This window comes from Kitasatospora sp. NPDC092286 (assembly GCF_044755565.1).
Classification (GTDB): Bacteria; Actinomycetota; Actinomycetes; order Streptomycetales; family Streptomycetaceae; genus Kitasatospora.
This window is the reverse complement of the sequence record NZ_JBIVRD010000040.1, coordinates 49,006-69,250: the sequence shown is the minus strand read 5'-3', so window position 1 is coordinate 69,250 and position 20,245 is coordinate 49,006. Positions and strand designations below refer to the sequence as shown.

General features: G+C 73.0%; 14 protein-coding genes, 1 tRNA gene, 1 other RNA gene, 1 pseudogene and 1 riboswitch. Of the genes and pseudogenes, 3 read left to right on the top strand and 14 right to left on the bottom strand.

The features are described 5' to 3' along the window. Positions 1–13: 13 nt before the first annotated feature. Positions 14–1,288: a hypothetical protein gene (locus ACIQIB_RS31445; protein ID WP_363606593.1), complete on the top strand. Its 1,275-nt coding sequence runs from the start codon at positions 14–16 to the stop codon at positions 1,286–1,288. Here ACIQIB_RS31445 and ACIQIB_RS31440 read toward each other — a convergent pair whose 3' ends face one another. After that, positions 1,289–2,749 carry an MFS transporter gene (locus tag ACIQIB_RS31440; RefSeq protein WP_400762145.1) on the bottom strand — a complete coding sequence of 487 codons (1,461 nt, stop codon included), beginning with the start codon at positions 2,747–2,749 and terminating at the stop codon, positions 1,289–1,291. It abuts the gene before it with no gap. A 104-nt stretch (positions 2,750–2,853) separates the two neighbouring features. Next, positions 2,854–3,168 (bottom strand): DMT family transporter, encoded by a 315-nt coding sequence (locus ACIQIB_RS31435; protein ID WP_400762144.1) that lies wholly within the window; start codon positions 3,166–3,168, stop codon positions 2,854–2,856. Between the two features lie 44 nt (positions 3,169–3,212). Continuing rightward, a riboswitch (guanidine-III (ykkC-III) riboswitch) is annotated at positions 3,213–3,278 on the bottom strand. 221 nt (positions 3,279–3,499) lie between these two features. Between ACIQIB_RS31435 and ACIQIB_RS31430 the strand changes: the two genes are divergently transcribed. Next, positions 3,500–3,571: transfer RNA gene (locus ACIQIB_RS31430), tRNA-Cys, on the top strand. 125 nt (positions 3,572–3,696) lie between these two features. Here ACIQIB_RS31430 and ACIQIB_RS31425 read toward each other — a convergent pair. The 6 genes and pseudogenes from ACIQIB_RS31425 to ACIQIB_RS31400 form a co-directional block, all read right to left on the bottom strand. Next, a complete protein-coding gene (locus ACIQIB_RS31425; RefSeq protein ID WP_400762142.1) occupies positions 3,697–6,024 on the bottom strand; it encodes a xanthine dehydrogenase family protein molybdopterin-binding subunit in 2,328 nt (775 codons plus the stop codon). Positions 6,025–6,709: 685 nt separating this feature from the next. Further along, positions 6,710–7,157: pseudogene (locus ACIQIB_RS31420) on the bottom strand ((2Fe-2S)-binding protein); the annotation flags it as partial. 71 nt (positions 7,158–7,228) lie between these two features. Next, the gene (locus tag ACIQIB_RS31415; RefSeq protein ID WP_363611669.1) at positions 7,229–8,095 is read right to left on the bottom strand and encodes an FAD binding domain-containing protein; all 867 of its coding nucleotides are present in this window, start codon (positions 8,093–8,095) and stop codon (positions 7,229–7,231) included. Between the two features lie 322 nt (positions 8,096–8,417). Then, positions 8,418–10,028: a beta-N-acetylhexosaminidase gene (locus tag ACIQIB_RS31410; protein WP_363611655.1), complete on the bottom strand. Its 1,611-nt coding sequence runs from the start codon at positions 10,026–10,028 to the stop codon at positions 8,418–8,420. A gap of 80 nt (positions 10,029–10,108) precedes the next feature. After that, on the bottom strand, positions 10,109–10,390 hold the full coding sequence (locus tag ACIQIB_RS31405) for a DUF3039 domain-containing protein (RefSeq protein WP_363611653.1): 282 nt from the start codon (positions 10,388–10,390) through the stop codon (positions 10,109–10,111). Positions 10,391–10,452: 62 nt separating this feature from the next. Then, complete coding sequence (locus tag ACIQIB_RS31400) at positions 10,453–11,037, bottom strand: YqgE/AlgH family protein (RefSeq protein WP_363611651.1); 585 nt, start codon at positions 11,035–11,037, stop codon at positions 10,453–10,455. Between the two features lie 299 nt (positions 11,038–11,336). Here ACIQIB_RS31400 and murA point away from each other — a divergent pair, with 299 nt between their 5' ends. After that, the gene (gene murA / locus ACIQIB_RS31395; RefSeq protein ID WP_363611649.1) at positions 11,337–12,677 is read left to right on the top strand and encodes a UDP-N-acetylglucosamine 1-carboxyvinyltransferase; all 1,341 of its coding nucleotides are present in this window, start codon (positions 11,337–11,339) and stop codon (positions 12,675–12,677) included. Between the two features lie 73 nt (positions 12,678–12,750). Here murA and ACIQIB_RS31390 read toward each other — a convergent pair whose 3' ends face one another. From ACIQIB_RS31390 to ACIQIB_RS31365, 6 genes are all read right to left on the bottom strand, one after another. Next, on the bottom strand, positions 12,751–13,032 hold the full coding sequence (locus ACIQIB_RS31390; RefSeq protein ID WP_030059737.1) for an HU family DNA-binding protein: 282 nt from the start codon (positions 13,030–13,032) through the stop codon (positions 12,751–12,753). Between the two features lie 512 nt (positions 13,033–13,544). After that, positions 13,545–15,017 carry an NAD-dependent malic enzyme gene (locus ACIQIB_RS31385; protein WP_363611647.1) on the bottom strand — a complete coding sequence of 491 codons (1,473 nt, stop codon included), beginning with the start codon at positions 15,015–15,017 and terminating at the stop codon, positions 13,545–13,547. Positions 15,018–15,430: 413 nt separating this feature from the next. Then, positions 15,431–17,764: a HelD family protein gene (locus ACIQIB_RS31380; protein ID WP_400762140.1), complete on the bottom strand. Its 2,334-nt coding sequence runs from the start codon at positions 17,762–17,764 to the stop codon at positions 15,431–15,433. 269 nt (positions 17,765–18,033) lie between these two features. Next, positions 18,034–18,415, bottom strand: a transfer-messenger RNA (tmRNA) gene (ssrA, locus tag ACIQIB_RS31375). 96 nt (positions 18,416–18,511) lie between these two features. Then, complete coding sequence (smpB, locus tag ACIQIB_RS31370) at positions 18,512–18,988, bottom strand: SsrA-binding protein SmpB (RefSeq protein ID WP_363611643.1); 477 nt, start codon at positions 18,986–18,988, stop codon at positions 18,512–18,514. Between the two features lie 45 nt (positions 18,989–19,033). Then, positions 19,034–20,170, bottom strand: coding sequence for a S41 family peptidase (locus tag ACIQIB_RS31365; protein ID WP_400762138.1), 1,137 nt, complete (start codon positions 20,168–20,170; stop codon positions 19,034–19,036). Positions 20,171–20,245: the final 75 nt, after the last annotated feature.

Here is a 20,245-nt window from a genome sequence, read left to right as displayed (position 1 = left end):
GAACGGAGTGACCATGGACGCTCTCTCCCGCCGCGCCCTGCTCGCCGCCGGCGCCGCCACCGCCGCGGGTCTCGCGGCCGGCTGCGGCGCGAACGACGGCGCCGTGGGCGCGCCGTCAGCCACCCCGGTGCCGGTGCCGGACAGCCCGGTGGCGAAGCAGAACGCGGCCCCGGCCGCGGACGCCGAACAGCCCGCCGTCCTGATCGGCGACGGCTCGACCTCGAACACCGGCGCCCAGCCGAACCAGCCGGTCCCCGAGCGGCTCGGGCTCGGCGAGCGCCCGCCGCAGTTCGTGGTGTTCTCCTGGGACGGCGCAGGCGAACTGGACAACGGCCTGTTCGGCCGCTTCCGCCGGCTCGCGCGGGAGCACGACGCCTCGATGACCTTCTTCCTGAGCGGCCTCTACCTGCTGCCCGAGGACAAGAAGGACCTCTACCGGCCGCCGCAGCACAAGGCCGGCGCCTCCGACATCGGCTACCTGACCGACCGGCACATCCACGACACGCTGGAGAACCTGCACGCGGCCTGGCTGGAGGGCCACGAGATCGGCACCCACTTCAACGGGCACTTCTGCGGCTCCACCGGTGTCAGCGCGTGGTCGCCCGAGGAGTGGGACAGCGAGATCCAGCAGGCGATGGACTTCGTCACCAACTGGCGGACCAACACCGGCTTCACCGACCTGCCGGCGCTGCCCTTCGACTACCGCAAGGAACTGATCGGCAGCCGCACCCCCTGTCTGGAGGGCCAGCGCAATCTGCTGCCGACCGCCGTCAAGCGCGGCTGGCGGTACGACAGCAGCGGGAACGGGACGCAGATCTGGCCGCAGAAGATCCAGGGCGGCGCGCTGTGGGACCTGCCGCTGCAGTCCATCCCCTTCCCCGGTCACACCTTCCAGGTGCTGTCGATGGACTACAACATCATGTTCAACCAGTCCGGCAGCAACACCAAGGCCGACGCCTCGCTCCACCCGGCGTACCAGCAGCAGGCCCGCGACGCCTACCTGATGGGCTTCGAACGGGCCTACACCACCAACCGGGCGCCCTACATCATCGGCAACCACTTCGAGCAGTGGAACGGCGGCGTCTACATGAACGCCGTCGAGGACGTGCTCAAGGCCGTCGCCGACAAGCCCGAGGTCCGGCTGGTCTCCTTCCGCCAGCTGGTGGACTGGCTGGACGCCCAGGACCCGGCGGTGCTGCGCAAGCTGCAGGGCCTCGCCGTCGGCCAGTCGCCGGCCGGGGGCTGGGAGACCTTCCTCGGCGCCGCCGCCCCGGCCGCGGCCGGCTGATCAGGCGTCCGCCGCGCGGCGGACCCGGCCGGAGACCAGGGCGCCCAGCAGGGCCACCCCGGTCATGGTCAGGAAGATCACCGCGAAGGCGCCGGCCGAGCCGGTACCCTCGGCACCCTCGTGGGCGGCGGCCACCGACCCGCCGCCCAGCGCCGAGAACAGCACCCCGGCCAGGCCGACCAGCAGCACGTTGCCGAGCGCGTCGCTCATCTGCAGCGAGGCCGAGTTGGCACCGGCGTCCTCCGGCGTGGACAGCCGCATCATCAGCACGCTGACGCTGGCGACCGTCAGGCCCATGCCGATGCCGCCGACGCCCCAGGCCGCCGCCGCCACCCAGACCGGCACCGCCGGGACGAGCACCAGGGCCGCACCGGCGATCGCCACCGCCGTCAGCAGGAAGCCGACCCGGATCATCGTCTCCCGGTACCGCTCCGCTCCCGGCCGGCCCTGCAGCCAGGACCCGAGCGCCCAGGAGAGACCGCCGCTGGTCAGGGTCAGCCCGGCCAGCGTCGGCGAGAGACCCCGCTGGGTGACCATCATCAGCGGGATGAACGCCTCGGCCGCGAAGAACGCCCCGGCGGCCACCCCGCGCAGCAGGATCACCGTCGGCAGCCCGCGCCCGGCCCGCAGCGTCCCGGTCGGCAGCAGCCCCAGTACGGCGGGCAGCAGCAGCGCCGCCCCGGCCACCGCCGGGACCAGCCCGATCAGGTCCAGCCGCTGGCCCGCGTACTGCAGCAGGCCGGCGCCGAGCGCGGCCATCGCGGCCAGCCGGGTACGGCGGCGGTCGAAGTCCGCGCCCTTGAGCACCGGCTGCTCCCGCTCGGAGCGGCGCAGCGCCGGGCCCATCACCGCCAGCGGCAGCAGGATCAGCGCCGGAACGGCCAGGAACACCCAGCGCCAGCCCAGGTGCTGGGTGACGGCGCCGGAGACCACCGGGCCGACGATCGAGGGCAGCACCCAGGCCGAGGAGAAGGCCGCGAACACGGCCGGCCGCAGCCGCTCCGGGTAGGCACGGCCGACCACCACGTAGAGCGCGACGATCACCAGCCCGCCGCCCAGGCCCTGGATCGCCCGGCCGCTCACGAAGATCCACATCCCCGGCGCCGCCCCGGCGACCACCAGGCCCGCGCCGAACACCGCGATGCCGGTGAACAGCGGCTGCAACGGGCCGCGCTTGTCGCACCACTGGCCGGAGACGACCAGGGCGAACAGCGTGGTGGTGAAGTACCCCGAGAAGGCGAAGGCGTAGAGCTCCAGGCCGTTCAGCTGCCGGGCCGCCACCGGCATCGCGGTGTTGACGGCCGTCGCCTCGAAGGCGAGGAGCAGGACCACGGAGACGATCCCCAGGGTCAGCGCCCGGAAGCGGCCGCTGAGCACCCCGCCTCCGGGATCCCCGTCGGCCGGGTGCTCTGCGGGGGGTATCGGGGCGGAGTCGACCGAGGTGGGGGATGCAGTGGTCATACGAAACATCGTAAGGCTCGTCCACCCGCGTGACCCCTGACTTTGGTCGGGTGATCGCCTACGGCGATGGACCTAGGGCGTGCCCCGCCCGGCGGGCCGCCGGCTCAGTGCAGCACCTTCAGGCCGACCACACCGGAGACGATCAGCAGCAGGCAGCCGATCCGCGCCAGGGTGGCGGCGTCCCCCAGCACCGCCATCCCGTACAGCGCCGTACCGACCGCACCGATCCCCACCCAGACGGCGTACCCCGTACCGATCGGGATGGACCGCATCGCGTACGCCAGGCCGCCCATGCTCAGCAGCAGGGCGACACCGAAGACGAAGCTGGGGACGAGCCGGGAGAAGCCCTTGGACGATTCCAGGGCCACCGCCCAGACGGTCTCCAGGACGCCGGAAATGATCAGAACGAGCCAGGCCATGACGGTCGGACCTCCGCAGTCGGCAGCGGCCGGGTTGCCGCTGTACTGCGCCGTCTTGTCCTGACCGGGTACGACGCGCTCGTCCGGGGCGGTCGCGTGGCGGCCACCTGTCCTCGACCGTAGCACGAGCCGCCACACGGAATTTACAAAAGGATATTGACGGCCCGCCCGGTATTCCGCCATGATGAATTCACCAACACGGCGAACGACGACAGGAGTCGGACATGAACAGGAAGACGGCGGCCCTCGCGCCCCGCACCTGTGTCGCCGCTCCCCGGTGTTGTCGCGCCTGTCGCTGTTGCGTCTGATCGCACGCACAGCTCCACCCCACGGCCGTGTGCCCGAGTGGCTTAGGGAACCGTCTGCAAAGCGGTGTACACGGGTTCGATTCCCGTCATGGCCTCCCAGAAACGAATTGCCGACCGGCGAGAAATTCACCGGCCGGCAATTCGTCGTGCATTTTTCGAAAATTACGCCCCGGGAATCACGCCGGGGGCGGAAAACCGGTCGGATTTCCGCCCCGGGGCGTCAGGCGGTGGTGGCGTCCTCGGGACGGATCGGGAGCCGGCCGACCGGCAGCCCGGTGGCGGCCCGTACGGCGGCCGCGACGGCGACCGGGGCGACCACCGCGGGGGCCGCGCTGACCGCCTTGGCGCCGAAGGTGGCGACCACGTCCCGCTCCTCCACCAGGGCGGCGATCCGCACCTCGGGGGTGTCCAGCGCGGTCGGCAGGCGGTAACCGGTGAGCGAGGGGTTGACCAGCAGGCCGCCCTCGGTCCGCAGGTCCTCCAGCAGGGCCAGGCCCACGCCCTGCGCCACCCCCGCCTCGATCCGGTCCTCGATCTGCCGCGGGTTGAGCGCCCGGCCGACGTCCTGGGCGACGGTCATGTCCACCACCCGGACCGCGCCGAGCTCGATGTCCACGTCCACCACCGCCCGCATCGCGCAGAACGCGATGGAGACGAAGGCGTCGCCCTGCCCGGCCTCGTCCAGCGGCTCGGTGGGGTGCGGACGGCACTGCGCGGTGGCCCAGAGCTCCTTGCCCTCCAGCGCCTCGGCGACCGGCATGCCGAGCACCCCGTCATAGGAGGTGATCTTGCCGTCGGAGATCTGCAGCAGCTCCACCGACATCCCGAAGTTGGCGGCGATCGGATGGAGCAGCTGGTGGCGGACCATCAGCGCGGCCCGCTCGACCGCACCGCCCGAGACCCAGGTGTGCCGGCCGCGGGCCGAGGGCCCGGCGATCGACTGGTCGCTGTCGGCCGGCGCGATGTAGACCTCGCTGACGCCCAGCACCGACTGCACGATCTGCCGGGCGAGGGTGGCGAAGCCCTGCCCGGAGTCGACGGCCGCGCAGATCACCGTGGCGTGGTCGCCGCTGACCCGCACCGTCGCGGTGGAGACCTCGTCCTCGCCCTCGGCCCCCAGCATGTGCACCATGCCCACGGCGTAGCCGATACCGCGCCGCACCGCCGCCGGGTCCCCCGCGCCGCCCGGACCGCCCGGGAGCAGCCACTCGGCGTTCGGGTCGTCCACCGGCAGCGCGGGCAGCGGCTCCTTGGAGACGGTGTCCAGCAGCGCGGCCACCGGCGCGGGGCAGGTGACGGCCTGTCCGGTGGGCATCGGGTCACCGGTGGCCATCGCGTTGCGGCGGCGGATCTCGACCGGGTCCACGCCCACCCGCGCGGCCAGCTGGTCCAGCTGCGACTCGTAGGCGAAGCAGGCCTGGAGGGCGCCCTCGCCGCGCATCCGGCCGGCCGGCGGGTTGTTGGTGCGCACCGCCCAGGCGTCCACGAAGACGTTCGGGCAGACGTACGGGCCGACCGAGAAGGCGGTCGCGGCGGCCAGCGCCTCGGCCGAGACGTCCGCGTAGGCACCGCCGTCCAGCAGGATCTGCGCCTCGACCTTGACCAGCTTGCCCTCGGCGTCCGCGTGGTGGCGGTAGCGCAGCAGCGCCGGGTGCCGGGAGGTGTGGGTGTGGAAGGACTCCTCGCGGGTGAGGGTCATCTTCACCGGCCGGCCGGTGCGCAGCGCCAGCAGCGCCAGGGTGACCTGGAAGGAGAGATCCTCGCGGTCGGAGGTGGCGCCGGGCACGCCGGTGACCACCAGGCGGACCCGGTCGGGCTCCAGGCCGAGGCAGCCGGCGGTGCGGTCGCGGTCCCCGTGCGGATCGGTGGAGGACAGGTGCAGTTCGACCCCGCCGTCCGGGCGGGGCACGGCCAGGCCTGCCTCGGCGCCGAGCGGTGCCGGGTCCTGCCGGCCGACCTGGTAGAGGCCCTCGACGACGATCTCGCCGACCGCGTCCGGGTCGCCGCTGCGCAGCGGCAGGTGGCGGAAGAGGTTGCCGTCCGGGTGCAGCGCGGCGGCCGTGAAGGACTGCTCCGGGTCGGTGACCGCCTCCAGCGGCTCGTACTCCACGGCGATCAGACCGACCGCGAGCCGGGCGGTGTCGGGGTGGTCGGCGGCGACGGCGGCGACCGGCTCACCGTGGTGGCGGACCACCCCGGCGGCCAGGATCGGCCGGTCGGCGACGATCGGCCCGGCCGGGGCGCCGTCCGGGCTGCCGTCCGGACCGGCCGGCAGGTCGGCGGCGGTGACGACCGCGTGCACGCCGGGCAGCGCGAGCGCGGCCGAGGTGTCGACGCCCTTGATCCGCGCGTGCGGGTGGGGCGAGCGCAGCACCGCGCCCCAGAGCAGGCCCTCGGCCCAGAGGTCGGCGGCGTACGGGTAGATGCCGAGCGCCTTGGGCAGCGCGTCGCTGCGCAGCGGTGAGCTGCCCAGCCCGAACGGCTCCGGTGCGCCGCCCTCGTCACCGTCCTGCTGGGTTGCTGCGCCGATGTCGGTAGGCGACGTCATGATGCGTGGTCGTCCTCGGGGAGCCGGATGCCGTGGGCGGGGGTGGCGCCGTACGGGACGCCGGCCGGGGCGGTGCCCTCGGCCGGGACGCCGTGCGGGGGCGTGGGGACGTACGGCGTGCCGTGCGCGGGCGTGCCGTCGAAGGCGGTGCCGTGCGCGGGGGTGGACTCGTACACGGGGCCGTCGTACCCGGTGGCGGTGCCGTAGCCGGGATGCTGTGGGTAGCCGCCGGGCGGGTAGGCGTCCTGGGCCGGGGCGCCCCGGTACGGCGCGGGGTAGCCCTGCTGCGGGTAGTAGCCCGCCCCGTCGGCGGCCTGGGCGGGGATGCCCTGGACGGGCGACAGCACGGCGGTGTCGTACACGCCGCTGTCGTAGCCGCCCTGGCCGTCGGGGGTGCCGTACGGCAGGCCGACGCCGGTCCCGGCGGTGGTCGGGGTCTCCTCGGCGGGGGGTTGCGGGACGTGCTCGATCCAGGCGTCGGCGTCCGTGTACACCGGCAGGTCGCCGGCCGGCGGTGCGGCCTCGGCGGACGGGGTCGGCGGCGCGGCCGGTTCGGGGTCCCCGGCGGGCTCGCCCGCGACCGAGGCCGCACCCGGGGCCGGGACCGCGGCGGCCGCTGCCTCCCCGGCGGCGGCCTGCGCGTCCTCCGCCTGCTCGGCCTCCAGCGCGCGCGCGTCGGCGATGCTCTGGACGGCGGCCAGCACGCCCCGGTAGCCGGTGCAGCGGCAGAGGTTGCCGCAGAGCGCCTGCCGGGCCTCGACGTCGGTGGGCCGGTGGTTGCGCTGGAGCAGGTCGTGCACGGCCATCGCCATGCCGGGCGTGCAGTAGCCGCACTGCACCGCGCCGGACTCGGCCAGCGCCTGCTGGACGTCGCTGGCGGCGCCGCCGGCCGACAGGCCCTCGACGGTGTTGATCTCGCTGTCCGCGGCCAGCGCGGCGGGCACCAGGCAGCCGGCCACCAGCTGGCCGTCCACCTGCACCGAGCAGGCGCCGCACTCGCCCTGTTCGCAGCCGTCCTTGGCCCCGGCCAGGCCGAGCCGCTCGCGCAGCACGTAGAGCAGGCTCTCGCCGATCCAGGCGTCGGTGACGGGCCGTTCGAAGCCGTTGACCCGCAGCGTGTACGAGGCGCAGGGGCGCAGCTCGCGGCTGACCTGGGGGGCGTGGTCGAGGAGGCCCGCGTCGAGGGTCTCAAGGGGGTCTGTGGTCACTTCAGCGCCCTTCCCAGTGCCCGGCGGGCCAGCACCGATACGGTACGCCGCAGCCGAACGGCGGCCGCGCTCGGCCCCTCGGTCACGGCCTCCCAGGCGCCCTCGGCGCCGTAGCTGTCGGGTACGCAGGCGGCGGCCACGTACTCGCCGAAGGCGGCCGTCGCGGCGGGATCGATCTCGCGGCTGCCGTCCCAGTCGATGCAGCCGGCCACCCAGGCCTCGGCCTCCAGCGGGCGCAGCGGCACCGGGGCGACCGCGCCGACGGCGCAGCGCACGGCGCGCCGGGCCGGGTCGAGGACGAGCGCGACGGAGGCGGTGGCGCGGGCCGGGCCGCTGCGGCCGGTGGCCTTGAGGAAGACCTGCGGGGCGTGCAGCAGCGGGACGCGCACCCAGGTGAGCAGTTCGCCGGGGCGCAGCGGGTCGAGCCCGGTGAGCAGGTGACTGACCGGCACCTCGCGGGTGGAGCCGGCCCGGGCGAGGGTGACGCTGGCCTCCAGCGCGGCGAGCACCGGGAGGGTGTCGCCGGCCGGGGCGGCGGTGGCGATGTTGCCGCCCAGGGTGCCGACGTTGCGCACCTGCGGGGGCCCGGCGGTGCGGGCCGCGTCGGCCAGGGCGGGGATGAGCGCGGCGAAGTCGGGGCGGTCCATCCGGGCGTGGGTGAGCCCCGCGCCGAGGACGGCGGTGCCGCCGTCCTCGTAACGCCAGCCGCGCAGTTCGGTGATCCGGCCGAGGCCGATCAGGGCGGCGGGGCGCAGTCGTCCGGCGTTGACGGCCTCCATCAGGTCGGTGGCGCCGGCCACCGGTACCGCGGCCGGGGTGGCGGCCAGCGCGTCGACGGCCTCGTCGAGGGAGGCCGGCAGCATGATCGTCCGGTTCACCTGGGTCCCACCGTGCTCCACTTGCTCATCGATCGCCTGCCGCCCGCGGCCTTCGGCCGAGGTGTCCGCGTCGGCAGCCCGGCCTGGCCCGTAGGGTACGGGCGATCGGGCCGGGTTGGGCAACTCTGGCACACAATGCTCGATGATCATTTCGGGGCGGGCGAACGGGACTGCCCGATTGGGACGGATACCGGGCGGTATCTGCTCCGGCCCGATCAGGACCGGAGCAGATGTTCATCTGTTCTTGACGTCAGATGACCACTCAGAAGTTCCCGGGCACCGTCCGCAAAGGGCGGTGCCGCCAAGGTCACACCGCCGGCGGCGGGCCCTCGATCGGGCGGCCGGCCACTCCGGGCCGGCGCTGCCAGGGGTGCGGCCCGTCGGCCGGGCGGTACGCGACACCCAGCGCGTCCAGCACGGCCAGGTGGCCGTCGAGCCGGCGCTCGAAGGCCTGGTAGTCGCGCGCGGCCGGATCGGTGGGCAGCGCGGACCAGGCGACCTCGGCGAACGCCGCGAGCCGGGGGAAGGCCCGGTAGTCGATGTCCCGGGCGCTGTCCATGAACTCGCTCCACAGGTTGGCCTGAGTGCCGATCACCCGCCGGGCCGCCACCTCGTCCAGCTGCGCCGGGACCGGCTCGAAGCGGTAGACGTCCTCCAGGGTGCGGACGAACCCGACCGGGATCGGCTCGTCCTCGCCCGCGGCCTGCCGGTGGTCCAGGTAGACGTGCTGCTCGGGGCACATCACCACGTCGTGGCCGGCCTGGGCGGCGGCGATCCCGCCGCCGAACCCGCGCCAGGAGGAGACGGCGGCGCCGGGGGCCAGGCCGCCCTCCAGGATCTCGTCCCAGCCGATCAGCCGGCGGCCGCGCTCGGCCAGCCAGCCGTCGAAGTGCCGGATGACCCAGCTCTGCAGCTCGTCCTCGTTGGCCAGGCCGAGCTCCTCGATCCGCGCCTGGGCGGCCGCGCTCTCCTTCCACTGCTCCTTGGGGCACTCGTCGCCGCCGAGGTGGATGAACTCGGACGGGAAGAGCTCCAGGACCTCCTCCAGCACCCCCTCGAAGAAGCGGATGGTGCCCTCGGAGACGTTGAGCACGTTGCGGCTGACGCCCCAGTCGGTCCAGACGCCCAGCGCCGAGGTGTCCACCACGTCGGTGTTGCCCAGCTCCGGGTAGGCCGCGATGGCGGCCTGGGTGTGGCCGGGCAGGTCGATCTCGGGGACGACGGTGATCCCCCGTCCGGCGGCGTACGCGACGATCTCGCGCAGGTCGTCCTGGGTGTAGAAGCCGCCGTGCGGGCGGTCGTCACGACGGTTGCCGAGCCGGTAGCCGACCATCGAGCGCTCGCGCCAGGCGCCCCGCTCGGTGAGCGCCGGGTAGCGCTTGATCTCCACCCGCCAGCCCTGGTCGTCGGTCAGGTGCAGGTGCAGCACGTTGAGCTTGTGCGCGGCGAGCAGGTCGAGGAAGCGCAGCACGTCCGCCTTGGGCAGGAAGTGCCGGGAGACGTCCAGCAGCGCGCCGCGCCAGCCGAAGCGGGGGGCGTCCTCGATGTCCGCGCCGGGGAGCACCCAGCCGGTGCGGCGCAGCGGGGCGCGGCGGTAGGCGTCCGGACCGAGCAGTTGGCGCAGCGTCTGGGCGCCCCAGAGGGCGCCGGCCGGACCGCCGGCGGTGACCACGGCGTGGCCGGGACGCACCGAGATCCGGTACGCCTCGGCGCCCAGCGTCCCGTCGTGAACGAACTCGACGCCCTCACCCGACCGCCCCGGCCCGAACGGCAGGCCGGTGGCGGCGGTCAGCGAGGTGCGCAGCCACTGCTCGGCGTCGGCGAGCGCGGGCGGCGCGGTCAGGGTGGTGGTGTGGTCGAGGGGGAAGTCCTCGTCCGGGCGACGGACGGCACTCAGTGGTGCGGGAATGAGGTCCATTCCGCCATCCTGCCCGCGCCGGGCCGACTGGCATAGACCATTCATGGAGCATTTTGCAAAATGGTCCAGACCGGGCGGAACTACTTTCCGTCGCCGTCCTTGCCGTCCTGCGGCTTGCCGATGCCGTCGTAGATCTCCTTGCACATCGGGCAGACCGGGTACTTCTTCGGGTCGCGCCCGGGCACCCAGACCTTGCCGCAGAGCGCCACCACGGGCGAGCCGGAGAGCGCGCTCTCCATGATCTTGTCCTTCTGGACATAGTGCGCGAAGCGCTCGTGGTCGCCGTCCCCGTGGGACACCTGGGGGACGGGCTCGACCAGGGTGCCGGTGCCGAGGCCGCGCTCGGGCTCAAGAGTGCTCATGGGTGCCAAGTCTATGGGGGCCCCGGGAAAGCGGGCCAGTACGGCGCCGGGGCGGTCGCACGTCAGTTCAGCGTGGGGTCCTCGGGGTAGGTCGCCAGCAGCGCCAGGGGGCCGCGCTGGCGGCGGAGCACCGCGCGCCAGAGCCGCTCCGGCTCGGGGCTGGAGATGTCACCCGGCTCGCAGTCCACCAGGTACCAGGCGCCGCCGTCGAGCTCCGCCTCCAGCTGCCCCGGCGACCAGCCCGCGTACCCGGCGAAGATCCGCAGCGCGCCCAGCTCGCCGGCCATCACCTCGGGCGGCGCCTCCAGGTCCACCAGGCCGATCGCACCGTGCACCCGCCGCCAGCCGAGCGGCTCCCCGGTCCCCGGCTCCCCCGGCGCCACCCCGAGGCCCAGCGCCGAGTCCAGGGCCACCGGCCCGCCCTGGAAGACCACCGCCGGCTGCCCGACCAGGCGGCCCCAGCCGTCCAGCACACTGCCCACCTCCACCGGCGTCGGCCGGTTGAGGACGACGCCGAGCGCCCCCTCGGCGTCGTGGTCGAGGAGGAGCACCACCGCCCGGGCGAAGTTCGGGTCGGTGAGCACGGGGGTCGCGACGAGCAAACGGCCGGTGTGGGACCGTCCTCCGTGCGAATGGGCCGCCGTCATGCCTCACATGATCCCGCAGAACCGCCGGGGGCGGACACCGCAACACGAAACACCACAGGGCCCGACGAACACCCGTACGGACGTGTCGGCGGGCGGAACACCACCCCGAGAGAGCACCATCACGGGAGAGGCAGGCGGGAACCAGCCGCACGCCTACTACCATCTACTGATGGTGGACGCCCTTTTACGGTGCCGACTCGGTCACGCCGGGGGCCCGAACGCGCCCGTACGACCGGTCCACCGCCGGCTCTCTGACCGGAGCCCCACCCACTCCTCTGGCACCCCGGATTGCGAGAACGATGACCGACGACGTCCTGCTGGTCCACGGCGGAAACCCGCTCGAAGGCGAGATCCGCGTCCGCGGTGCGAAGAACCTGGTACCCAAGGCCATGGTCGCCGCCCTCCTCGGACAGGGCCCCAGCAGACTGCGCAACGTCCCGGACATCCGCGACGTCAAGGTGGTTCGCGGCCTGCTCCAGCTGCACGGCGTGACCGTGCGCGCCGGTGACGAGGACGGCGAGCTGATCCTCGACCCCTCCCACGTGGAGAGCGCCAACGTCACGGACATCGACGCGCACGCGGGCTCCTCACGCATCCCGATCCTGTTCTGCGGCCCGCTGCTGCACCGCCTCGGCCACGCCTTCATCCCGGGCCTCGGCGGCTGCGACATCGGCGGCCGCCCGGTCGACTTCCACTTCGAGGTGCTCCGCCAGTTCGGCGCCTCGATCGAGAAGCACCCGCAGGGCACCTACCTGGTCGCCCCGCAGCGGCTGCGCGGCACCCGGATCGAGCTGCCCTACCCGTCGGTCGGCGCCACCGAGCAGGTGCTGCTCACCGCCGTCCTCGCCGAGGGCGTCACCGAGCTGCGCAACGCGGCCATCGAGCCGGAGATCGTCGACCTGATCTGCGTGCTGCAGAAGATGGGCGCGATCATCTCGATGGGCACCGACCGGACCATCCTGATCACCGGTGTGGACGAGCTCTCCGGCTACAACCACCGCGCGCTGCCGGACCGCCTGGAGTCCGCCTCCTGGGCCTGCGCGGCGCTGGCCACCAAGGGCGACATCTACGTCCGCGGTGCCCGCCAGCTGGAGATGATGACCTTCCTCAACACCTTCCGGAAGGTCGGCGGCGCGTTCGAGGTCGACGACGAGGGCATCCGTTTCTGGCACCCGGGCGGCGAGCTCAAGGCGATCGCCCTGGAGACGGACGTGCACCCGGGCTTCCAGACCGACTGGCAGCAGCCGCTGGTGGTCGCGCTGACCCAGGCGGCCGGCCTGTCCATCGTGCACGAGACGGTGTACGAGTCGCGGCTCGGCTTCACCGGCGCGCTCAACCAGATGGGCGCCCACATCCAGCTCTACCGCGAGTGCCTGGGCGCCACCCCGTGCCGCTTCGGCGCCCGCAACTTCCTGCACTCCGCGGTCGTCTCCGGCCCGTCCAAGCTGATCGGCGCCGAGCTGGTCATCCCGGACCTGCGCGGCGGCTTCTCGTACCTGATCGCGGCGCTGGCGGCCCAGGGCACCTCGACGGTGCACGGCATCGACCTGATCAACCGCGGCTACGAGAACTTCATGGAGAAGCTGCGCGACCTCGGCGCCCACGTCGAGCTGCCCAACGAGCAGCTGGTCGACGCCTGACCGGCCCGCACCACGGCGAGAGGCCGGGCCCCCCTCACGGGGGGCCCGGCCTCTCGGGCGTTCAAGGGGTTGCTCAGGCGCCCTTGGCGGCTTCCTTGAGCTTGGAGCCCGCGCTCACCTTGGCGCTGTAGCCGGCCGCGATCTGGATCGGCTCACCGGTCTGCGGGTTGCGGGCGGTGCGGGCAGCGCGGTGGGTGCGCTCGAAGGTCAGGAAACCGGGGATGGTGACCTTCTCGTCGCCCTTGGCGACGACCTCGCCGACGATCTCGGCGAAGGCGGCCAGAACGGCGTCGGCGTCCTTGCGGGTCACCTCGGCGCGCTCGGACAGCGCGGCCACCAGCTCACTGCGGTTCATGTGTACTCCTGTGGTCTGTTCGCTTGCGGTGTGCGGGGGCCCACACGGTGCTCCCTCCGGGGGCATCCGGATGGGCCGCAGGTCCGCACACTGTGCTCATTCAGGCAATGCGTGGTCGCAGGCCGGGTTCGTACCCCGTGCCGCGCGCCGGTGCCGTCGAAAAGGCCCGCCTGCCTGCCTGGATACGAATCCTGCCCCGACCTGCCCCGAGAAAGCCAATCGGGCCCCCGGCTTCACCGCCCGAACAACGCCCGCCCGCCGGAGGTATGACGCTCCGTCGGCTCCGGCGGACCGGGCGCGGGCGGCGGTCGGGACGACGCGCCGGAAGACCAGGGGGACGTTCCGTACTTGTCGGACACGCCTGCCCCGTGCAGGGCTACCGTACGCCCTAGGCACGACAAGCCCAAACACGCCCCTCGCCCTTGTGTCGCAAGGGTTCGGGGCGGGCTTGGGCGGGTAAGGCCGCTAATCGGTCATTTGACCGATCCGCGACACCTCCGGCGCGCTCCCGGTCAGAGCTTGACGACCGGGAAGGACGCGGTGTCCAGCGTGCCGACGATGCCCGGGGTGGGACGGGACGGCGCCGGGTCCTCCTGGGCCCCGGCCAGCGCGGCGTCGCGCACGGCGGCGGCGACCGTCTTGGCGACGTCCTTGTGGAAGACGCTCGGGATGATGTAGTTGGCGTTGAGCTCGTCGTCCGCGACGGTGGTGGCCAGCGCCCGGGCGGCGGCGATCATCATCTCGGTGTTGACCGTGCGGCTCTGGGCGTCCAGCAGGCCGCGGAAGACGCCCGGGAAGACCAGCACGTTGTTGATCTGGTTCGGGAAGTCGCTGCGGCCGGTGGCGACCACGGCGGCGGTCTGCCGGGCGACCGCCGGGTCCACCTCCGGGTCCGGGTTGGCCAGCGCGAACACGATCGCGTCCGTCGCCATGGTGGCCAGGTCGTCGCCGTCCAGCACGTTCGGGGCCGAGACGCCGATGAACACGTCGGCGCCCGCCACGGCCTCCTTGAGGGTGCCGGTGCGGCCCGAGCGGTTGGTGTGCTCGGCGATCCAGCGCAGCGAGTCGTTGAGGTCGTCACGGCCCTGGTGGACCACGCCGTGCACGTCCGCCACGGTGGCGTGCTCGACGCCGGCCGCCAGCAGCAGCTTGAGGATCGCGGTACCGGCGGCGCCGGCGCCCGACATCACCACCCGGATGTCGCCGATCTCCTTGCCGACCACCTTGAGCGCGTTGGTGAGCGCCGCCAGCACCACGATCGCGGTACCGTGCTGGTCGTCGTGGAAGACCGGGATGTCCAGGGCCTCGCGCAGCCGGGCCTCGATCTCGAAGCAGCGCGGCGCGGAGATGTCCTCCAGGTTGATGCCGGCGAAGCCCGGGGCGATCGCCCTGACGATGGCCACGATCTCGTCGGTGTCCTGGGTGTCCAGGCAGATCGGCCAGGCGTCGATGCCGGCGAAGCGCTTGAACAGGGCCGCCTTGCCCTCCATCACCGGCAGCGCGGCCGCCGGGCCGATGTTGCCCAGGCCCAGCACCGCCGAGCCGTCCGTGACCACCGCGACGCTGTTGCGCTTGATGGTCAGGCGGCGGGCGTCCTCGGGGTTCTCGGCGATCGCCATGCAGACCCGGGCGACACCCGGGGTGTAGATCATGCTGAGGTCGTCACGGTTGCGGATCGGCAGCTTGGACGACATCTCGATCTTGCCGCCGAGGTGCATCAGGAAGGTACGGTCCGAGACCTTGCCGATCGACACGCCGTCGATCGCGCGGAGCTTCTCGACGATCTCCTCGCCGTGCGCGACCGAGGAGGCGGCCACCGTCACGTCGATCCGCAGGGCCTCCAGGCCGGAGGCCGTCACGTCGAGACCGGTGACCGATCCACCGGAGGACTCGACCGCCGTGGTGATCGCACTGACAGCACTGCCGCTGGCCGGGACCTCCAGCCGCACCGTGATCGAGTTGGAGACACTGGGCACCGTCGCCATCGACGTCCTTCTTCCGTCCACTGAGGGTGGCTGCGGGCCGAACGCAGTTCAACACGGTGTCGGGTTTCAACAAGATGTTGAATCGGCACGCAGCGCATGTTAGACCTCGATCGTCGCACCTGCCAGGGAGAAGTCAGAAATAACGTGCATTGAGTGTGCGGACCCGACAAGCGGACACCGGACCCGGCGGAACGCGCCGCGAGAAGACCGGCCGCTCTTCTTGCCCGTGGCGGCCGATGCGTTACATTGGACGGGACACCGGCTCGATCCAAGCCCCCGGGCCCAACCTTAGTCGCTTCGAGCGACCACTTGCCGCGAGGCGAGCATGGCGGGTCGGTGTCATCAACGTACGAGCGGGGCCCCCACCGGTGGTGGGGGCCCCGCTCGTTGAGCGGCCGTCAGGGCAGGCCGGCTCAGTCGTGCAGCAGCGCGGGCACGCCCGCCGCGTCCGGCAGGTCGTCCGGGCCGGAGAGCACGGTCAGCCGCTGGGTCGCCCGGGTCAGCGCCACGTAGAGCACCCGCAGGCCGGCCTCCGACTCGCCGGCGATCCCGGTCGGGTCGGCCACCACCGTCGCGTCGTACTCCAGACCCTTGGCCTCCAGACTGCCCAGCGCCACCGCGCGGCCGCCCAGCCCCTCGATCCACCCGGCCGCCTCGGCCCGGCGGTCCATCGGCACGACGACGGCCACGGTGCCGTCGACCTCGGCGAGCAGCCGCTCCAGCTCGGCCCGGGCCGCCGCCCCGAAGGCCTCCGGGGACGGGTCGGTGACCGCCGCGAAGCGCGGCTCGACCCCGACCTCGCGCACCGCGCTCGGCGAGGGCGTCCCGGGCGCCGCCAGCGCCAGCACCTTGGCCGCCACCTCGGCGATCTCGGCCGGGTTGCGGTAGTTCACGGTCAGCGTGTACCGGCGGCGCGGCTTGCCGGACAGCACCTCGTCCAGCGCGGACTGCGCCTCCTGCGGGAACGGCCACGAGGACTGCGCCGGATCCCCGACGATCGTCCAGGTGGCCGTCCGGGCCCGGCGGCCGATCATGCGCCACTGCATCGGGGTGAGGTCCTGGGCCTCGTCCACGATGATGTGCGCGTACTCGGTCCGCTCGACCGGCACGCGCTCGCGCTGGCGGGAGTTGCGGTCGGCGAAGGTGGTGACCTCGTCCAGGCCGCTCAGCAGGTCCACCGCGTCCACCTCACGGACCTTCGGGCGGGCCGCCTCGCCGAGCAGCACCCGGAGCTCGTCCACCAGCGCCACGTCGTGCGCGGACAGCGCGCCCTCGCCGCGGTCCGAGAGGTGCCGCCAGGACGCGGCCAGCACCTTCGCCTCCTCCGGGGTCACGGCGCGGCGGGCGGTCCGGTTGATGTGCCGGGGCTGCCGGAGCGTGCCGAGCACCCGGCGCGGGGTCAGCGCGGGCCACCAGGCGTCCAGGAAGTCCAGGAACGGCGCCTCGTCCGAGACGTAGTCGTCGAACGACTCCTTCTCCTCCTGGCGCTGCTCGCGCGCGTAGTGGTCGGCGGGCCTGGGCAGGTGGCGGGTGGCCTCCTGCCAGAGCGCGTCCAGCAGCAGCCGGCGGGCGCGCGGGCGCAGCAGGTTCAGCGGGGTGCCGCCGGAGCCGATGACGTTCCCGCGCACCCCCTTGAGCCGGCCCGCGTCCAGCCGCAGCACCTCGCCGCGGGCGACCACCTTCAGCTCCTGCGGCGCGCCCAGCTCCAGCGCGGCCCGGGCGGCCCGGCGCAGCAGCTGCGTCATCCGGGCCGAGCCCTTGACCCGGGCCGCCTCCGGGGTGTCGTAGGTGTCCGCCTCGATGCCGTCCACCAGCGAGCCGACCGCGCGGATGGCGACCTGGCCCTCCTCGCCGAGCGAGGGCAGCACGCCCTCGGTGTACGAGACCAGCAGCGGCGTCGGGCTGACCACCAGGATGCCCCCGGCGTAGCGGCGGCGGTCCTGGTAGAGCAGGAAGGCGGCGCGGTGCAGGGCGACGGCGGTCTTGCCGGTGCCGGGGCCGCCGGTGACCAGGGTGGCACCGGCCGCGGCGGCGCGGATCACCTCGTCCTGTTCCTTCTGGATGGACGAGACGATGTCGCGCATCGAGTGGCTGCGGGCCCGGCCCAGCGAGGCCATCAGCGCGCCGTCGCCGACCACCGCCAGCTCGTGGCCGTCCAGGGTGGGGGTGAGGTCGGGGCGCAGCAGGTCGTCCTCGACGCCGATCACCTTGCGGCCCTTGGAGCGGATCACCCGGCGGCGGATGACCCGGCCGGGCTCCAGGGGGGTGGAGCGGTAGAACGGCGCGGCGGCGGGAGCCCGCCAGTCGATCACCAGCGGGCCGTACTCGGCGTCCAGCACGCCGAGCCGGCCGATGTGCAGGGTCTCGGCGACGGCCGGGTCGGCCGGGTCGAAGGGGGTGTTGGAGGGGATGCCGTGTTCCTCCGGGGCGTCGGGCCGCTGGAGGTCGATCCGGCCGAAGAGGAAGTCCTCGAACTCGTTGTTGAGCCGCTGGAGGTGGGCGCCGGCCCGGTAGACCTGGGCGTCGCGCTCGGCGAGCGCGCCGGGGGTGCCGACGTGGACCCGCTTGGCGGCGTCCTCCAGGATGTACTCGGCTTCGGCGAGCTTCTCCTCCAGGCGGTGGTAGACGGTGTCGAGGTGGCGCTGTTCGCCGGCGATCTCGCGCTCGCGGATGGTGTCCCCATCGGTGGCGGCGCCGGTGGTGGCGGTGGCGGCGGTGGCGGTGGCGGTGTCCGTGTTGCTCTGCATGGCCTCGGTGGTTGCGGCGGAGTACTGGGTTGAGCCGTGCGCGCCCAAGAAGCCCCCTGACGTACGTCCTGCGGTGGGTGGATCCGGCTCGGAGAAATGAGCGGACGGAAAATCCTACGCCGCCGACCCTTGTCCGCGCTGCACCGCCTGCCGCGGCGCCGACGGGCAGGGCGTCGGGTGGGGTACTGGTGGGGCGCCGGCGGACGGGCCGGGCACGACGAAGGCCGCCCTCCGGCTGGAGGGCGGCCTTCATGGTGTCAAACATGGGGTGGTGGAGATGCCGGGAATCGAACCCGGGTCCAGTGGAGTGGATTCAGGACTTCTCCGAGCGCAGTCCGCTGTGATTTTCTCGGCCCTGGCGGTCACGCGGACAAGCCGCCAACAGGCCCAGCTGCTGTTTGATTTCCCATCCGCCCTCGCAGCCCGGGCGGACGGTTGAGTTCCCTAGATTATGCCAGGGTCCGGGTCGGGAACTCCCCGGTCTGACACCCAAGCGCTATCGGTGCTTATTAGGCAGCGAGAGCGAACTGCTGGGAATCGCGCTTAGTGTTGGCGATTATTTTTTTGCGACAGATGGTTAACGAGATCATTGCCGCGTTCCTCGGCTCGCTTCTCCTGTTTCGACGTCCCCTGTCGAAACCGATCATCCCCATGTTTTGTTGAGAAACAGCTCGGCGGGCGGTGACCCGACCCGTACCGTGTTGCTGGCGCCATAGTACGCGAGACGACCAGCGGGGGTCCAGCGGATTAACCCTGGCGTCGCCGGGCCGCCGCCACCGCGCGGGCCGTCTCGCGGGTGTCCTGCTTCTCGCGCAGCGTCTGCCGCTTGTCGTACAGCTTCTTGCCGACGGCGAGCGCGAGTTCGAGCTTCACCCGGCCGTCCTTGAAGTAGAGCGAGAGCGGGATCAGGGTGTGGCCGGCGTCCCGCACCTTGGCCTCGATCTTGTGGATCTCCAGCTTGTGCAGCAGCAGCTTGCGCTTGCGCCGTGCCGCGTGGTTGGTCCACGTCCCCTGGGTGTACTCGGGGATGAAGACGTTGTCGATCCACGCCTCGTGGTTCTGGACGTAGGCGTAGCCGTCGACCAGGTTGGCCCGACCCTCGCGCAGTGATTTGACCTCGGTGCCGGTGAGCACGAGACCGCACTCGTAGGTGTCGAGGATGGTGTACTCGTGTCGCGCCTTCTTGTTCTGCGCGATCAGCTTCTGTCCGGTTTCCTTTGCCATAACGCCGATTATTCTCGCATCCCGACCCGGTGTCGGGCAGCCCCTTTACGTCCGCGTCCCCAGACCCGCCAGCACCCGCAGGGCCAGCGCGCCGGCGTCCTCGGAGCCGGCCGCGGGCACGTCGGGGGTCAGGCCGGTGCCGTCCGGGGAGCGGCCCGCCGGGGTGTAGTAGCGGCCGACGGTCAGTTCCAGCACCGCGCCGTCGGCGAGCCGGCTGGGCTGCTGGACGGTGCCCTTGCCGAAGGTGCGCCCGCCCACCACCACCGCCCGGCTGCGGTCCTGGAGGGCGCCGGTGAGCAGTTCGGCGGCGCTCATCGTGCCGCCGTCCACCAGCACCACCAGCGGGGTGCGCTGGTCGCCGCCGGGCGGCACGGTCAGTTCGCGGGTCCCGCCGCGCTCCTGGTAGGAGCCGACCGGGCCGCCGTCGAGGAAGACGGCGGCGGTGCCGGCGGCCTCCTCGACCAGGCCGCCGGAGTTCCCGCGCAGGTCGAGCACCACCCCGGCGTGCGCGGTGCGCACCGCGGCGCGCACCTGTTCGGCCACCCCGCTGGTGAAGGCCCGTACGGTGATCCGGACGACGCCCTTGTCCAGCCGCTCCACCGTGACCTGCTGGGTGTCCAGCAGGGCCCGGCGCAGCCGCAGTTCGCGGACCTCGCCGTCGCCGCGCCGGACGGCGAGGGTGACCTCCGAGCCGGCCTGGCGCTCGCCCTCGCGCCCGCGCAGCCGGGCGACCACCTCGGTGACCGGCAGCCGGTCGGCCGGGTCGGCGTCGATCCGCAGCAGCCGGTCGCCGGGGGCGATCCCGGCCGCGGCGGCCGGGCCGGCCGGCTGCACCTGGGAGACGACGGTGACGCCGTCCTGACCGCGGCCGACCGAGAGGCCCACCCCGAGGTAGCGGCCGTCCAGGCCCTGGCTGAACTCGGCGTACTCCTGCGCGCTGTAATAGGCGCCCCAGCGGTCGCCGTTGACGCCGATCAGATGCTCGGCCTGCTGCTCGGAGAGGGTCGTGCCGGCCGGGTCCTGGCCGGTCGCGAAGCCCGCCCCGGCCGGGGCGGCTGCCGGGCGGCGCGGCGGCGCGCCCGGGTCGCCCCAGGCACCGGTGGCGGCCCCGGCCAGCAGCACGGCGCCGAACACCAGGCTGAGGGTGACCGCCTGACGTGCCCTTCGCGGAGTTTCTGGCATGGCATCGGAGTCTAGACACCGCGCGGAGCCCGCCGTACCGGAACGGCTGACGGTGAAACGGCGGCGGCCCCGGAC

Bases quoted from the DNA above. Each gene is read 5' to 3' on its own strand.
- ACIQIB_RS31445 (WP_363606593.1), top strand. From the start codon at position 14: ATGGACGCTCTCTCCCGCCGCGCCCTGCTCGCCGCCGGCGCCGCCACC.
- ACIQIB_RS31440 (WP_400762145.1), bottom strand. From the start codon at position 2,749: ATGACCACTGCATCCCCCACCTCGGTCGACTCCGCCCCGATACCCCCC.
- ACIQIB_RS31435 (WP_400762144.1), bottom strand. From the start codon at position 3,168: ATGGCCTGGCTCGTTCTGATCATTTCCGGCGTCCTGGAGACCGTCTGG.
- ACIQIB_RS31425 (WP_400762142.1), bottom strand. From the start codon at position 6,024: ATGACGTCGCCTACCGACATCGGCGCAGCAACCCAGCAGGACGGTGAC.
- ACIQIB_RS31415 (WP_363611669.1), bottom strand. From the start codon at position 8,095: ATGCTGCCGGCCTCCCTCGACGAGGCCGTCGACGCGCTGGCCGCCACC.
- ACIQIB_RS31410 (WP_363611655.1), bottom strand. From the start codon at position 10,028: ATGGACCTCATTCCCGCACCACTGAGTGCCGTCCGTCGCCCGGACGAG.
- ACIQIB_RS31405 (WP_363611653.1), bottom strand. From the start codon at position 10,390: ATGAGCACTCTTGAGCCCGAGCGCGGCCTCGGCACCGGCACCCTGGTC.
- ACIQIB_RS31400 (WP_363611651.1), bottom strand. From the start codon at position 11,037: ATGACGGCGGCCCATTCGCACGGAGGACGGTCCCACACCGGCCGTTTG.
- murA (WP_363611649.1), top strand. From the start codon at position 11,337: ATGACCGACGACGTCCTGCTGGTCCACGGCGGAAACCCGCTCGAAGGC.
- ACIQIB_RS31390 (WP_030059737.1), bottom strand. From the start codon at position 13,032: ATGAACCGCAGTGAGCTGGTGGCCGCGCTGTCCGAGCGCGCCGAGGTG.
- ACIQIB_RS31385 (WP_363611647.1), bottom strand. From the start codon at position 15,017: ATGGCGACGGTGCCCAGTGTCTCCAACTCGATCACGGTGCGGCTGGAG.
- ACIQIB_RS31380 (WP_400762140.1), bottom strand. From the start codon at position 17,764: ATGCAGAGCAACACGGACACCGCCACCGCCACCGCCGCCACCGCCACC.
- smpB (WP_363611643.1), bottom strand. From the start codon at position 18,988: ATGGCAAAGGAAACCGGACAGAAGCTGATCGCGCAGAACAAGAAGGCG.
- ACIQIB_RS31365 (WP_400762138.1), bottom strand. From the start codon at position 20,170: ATGCCAGAAACTCCGCGAAGGGCACGTCAGGCGGTCACCCTCAGCCTG.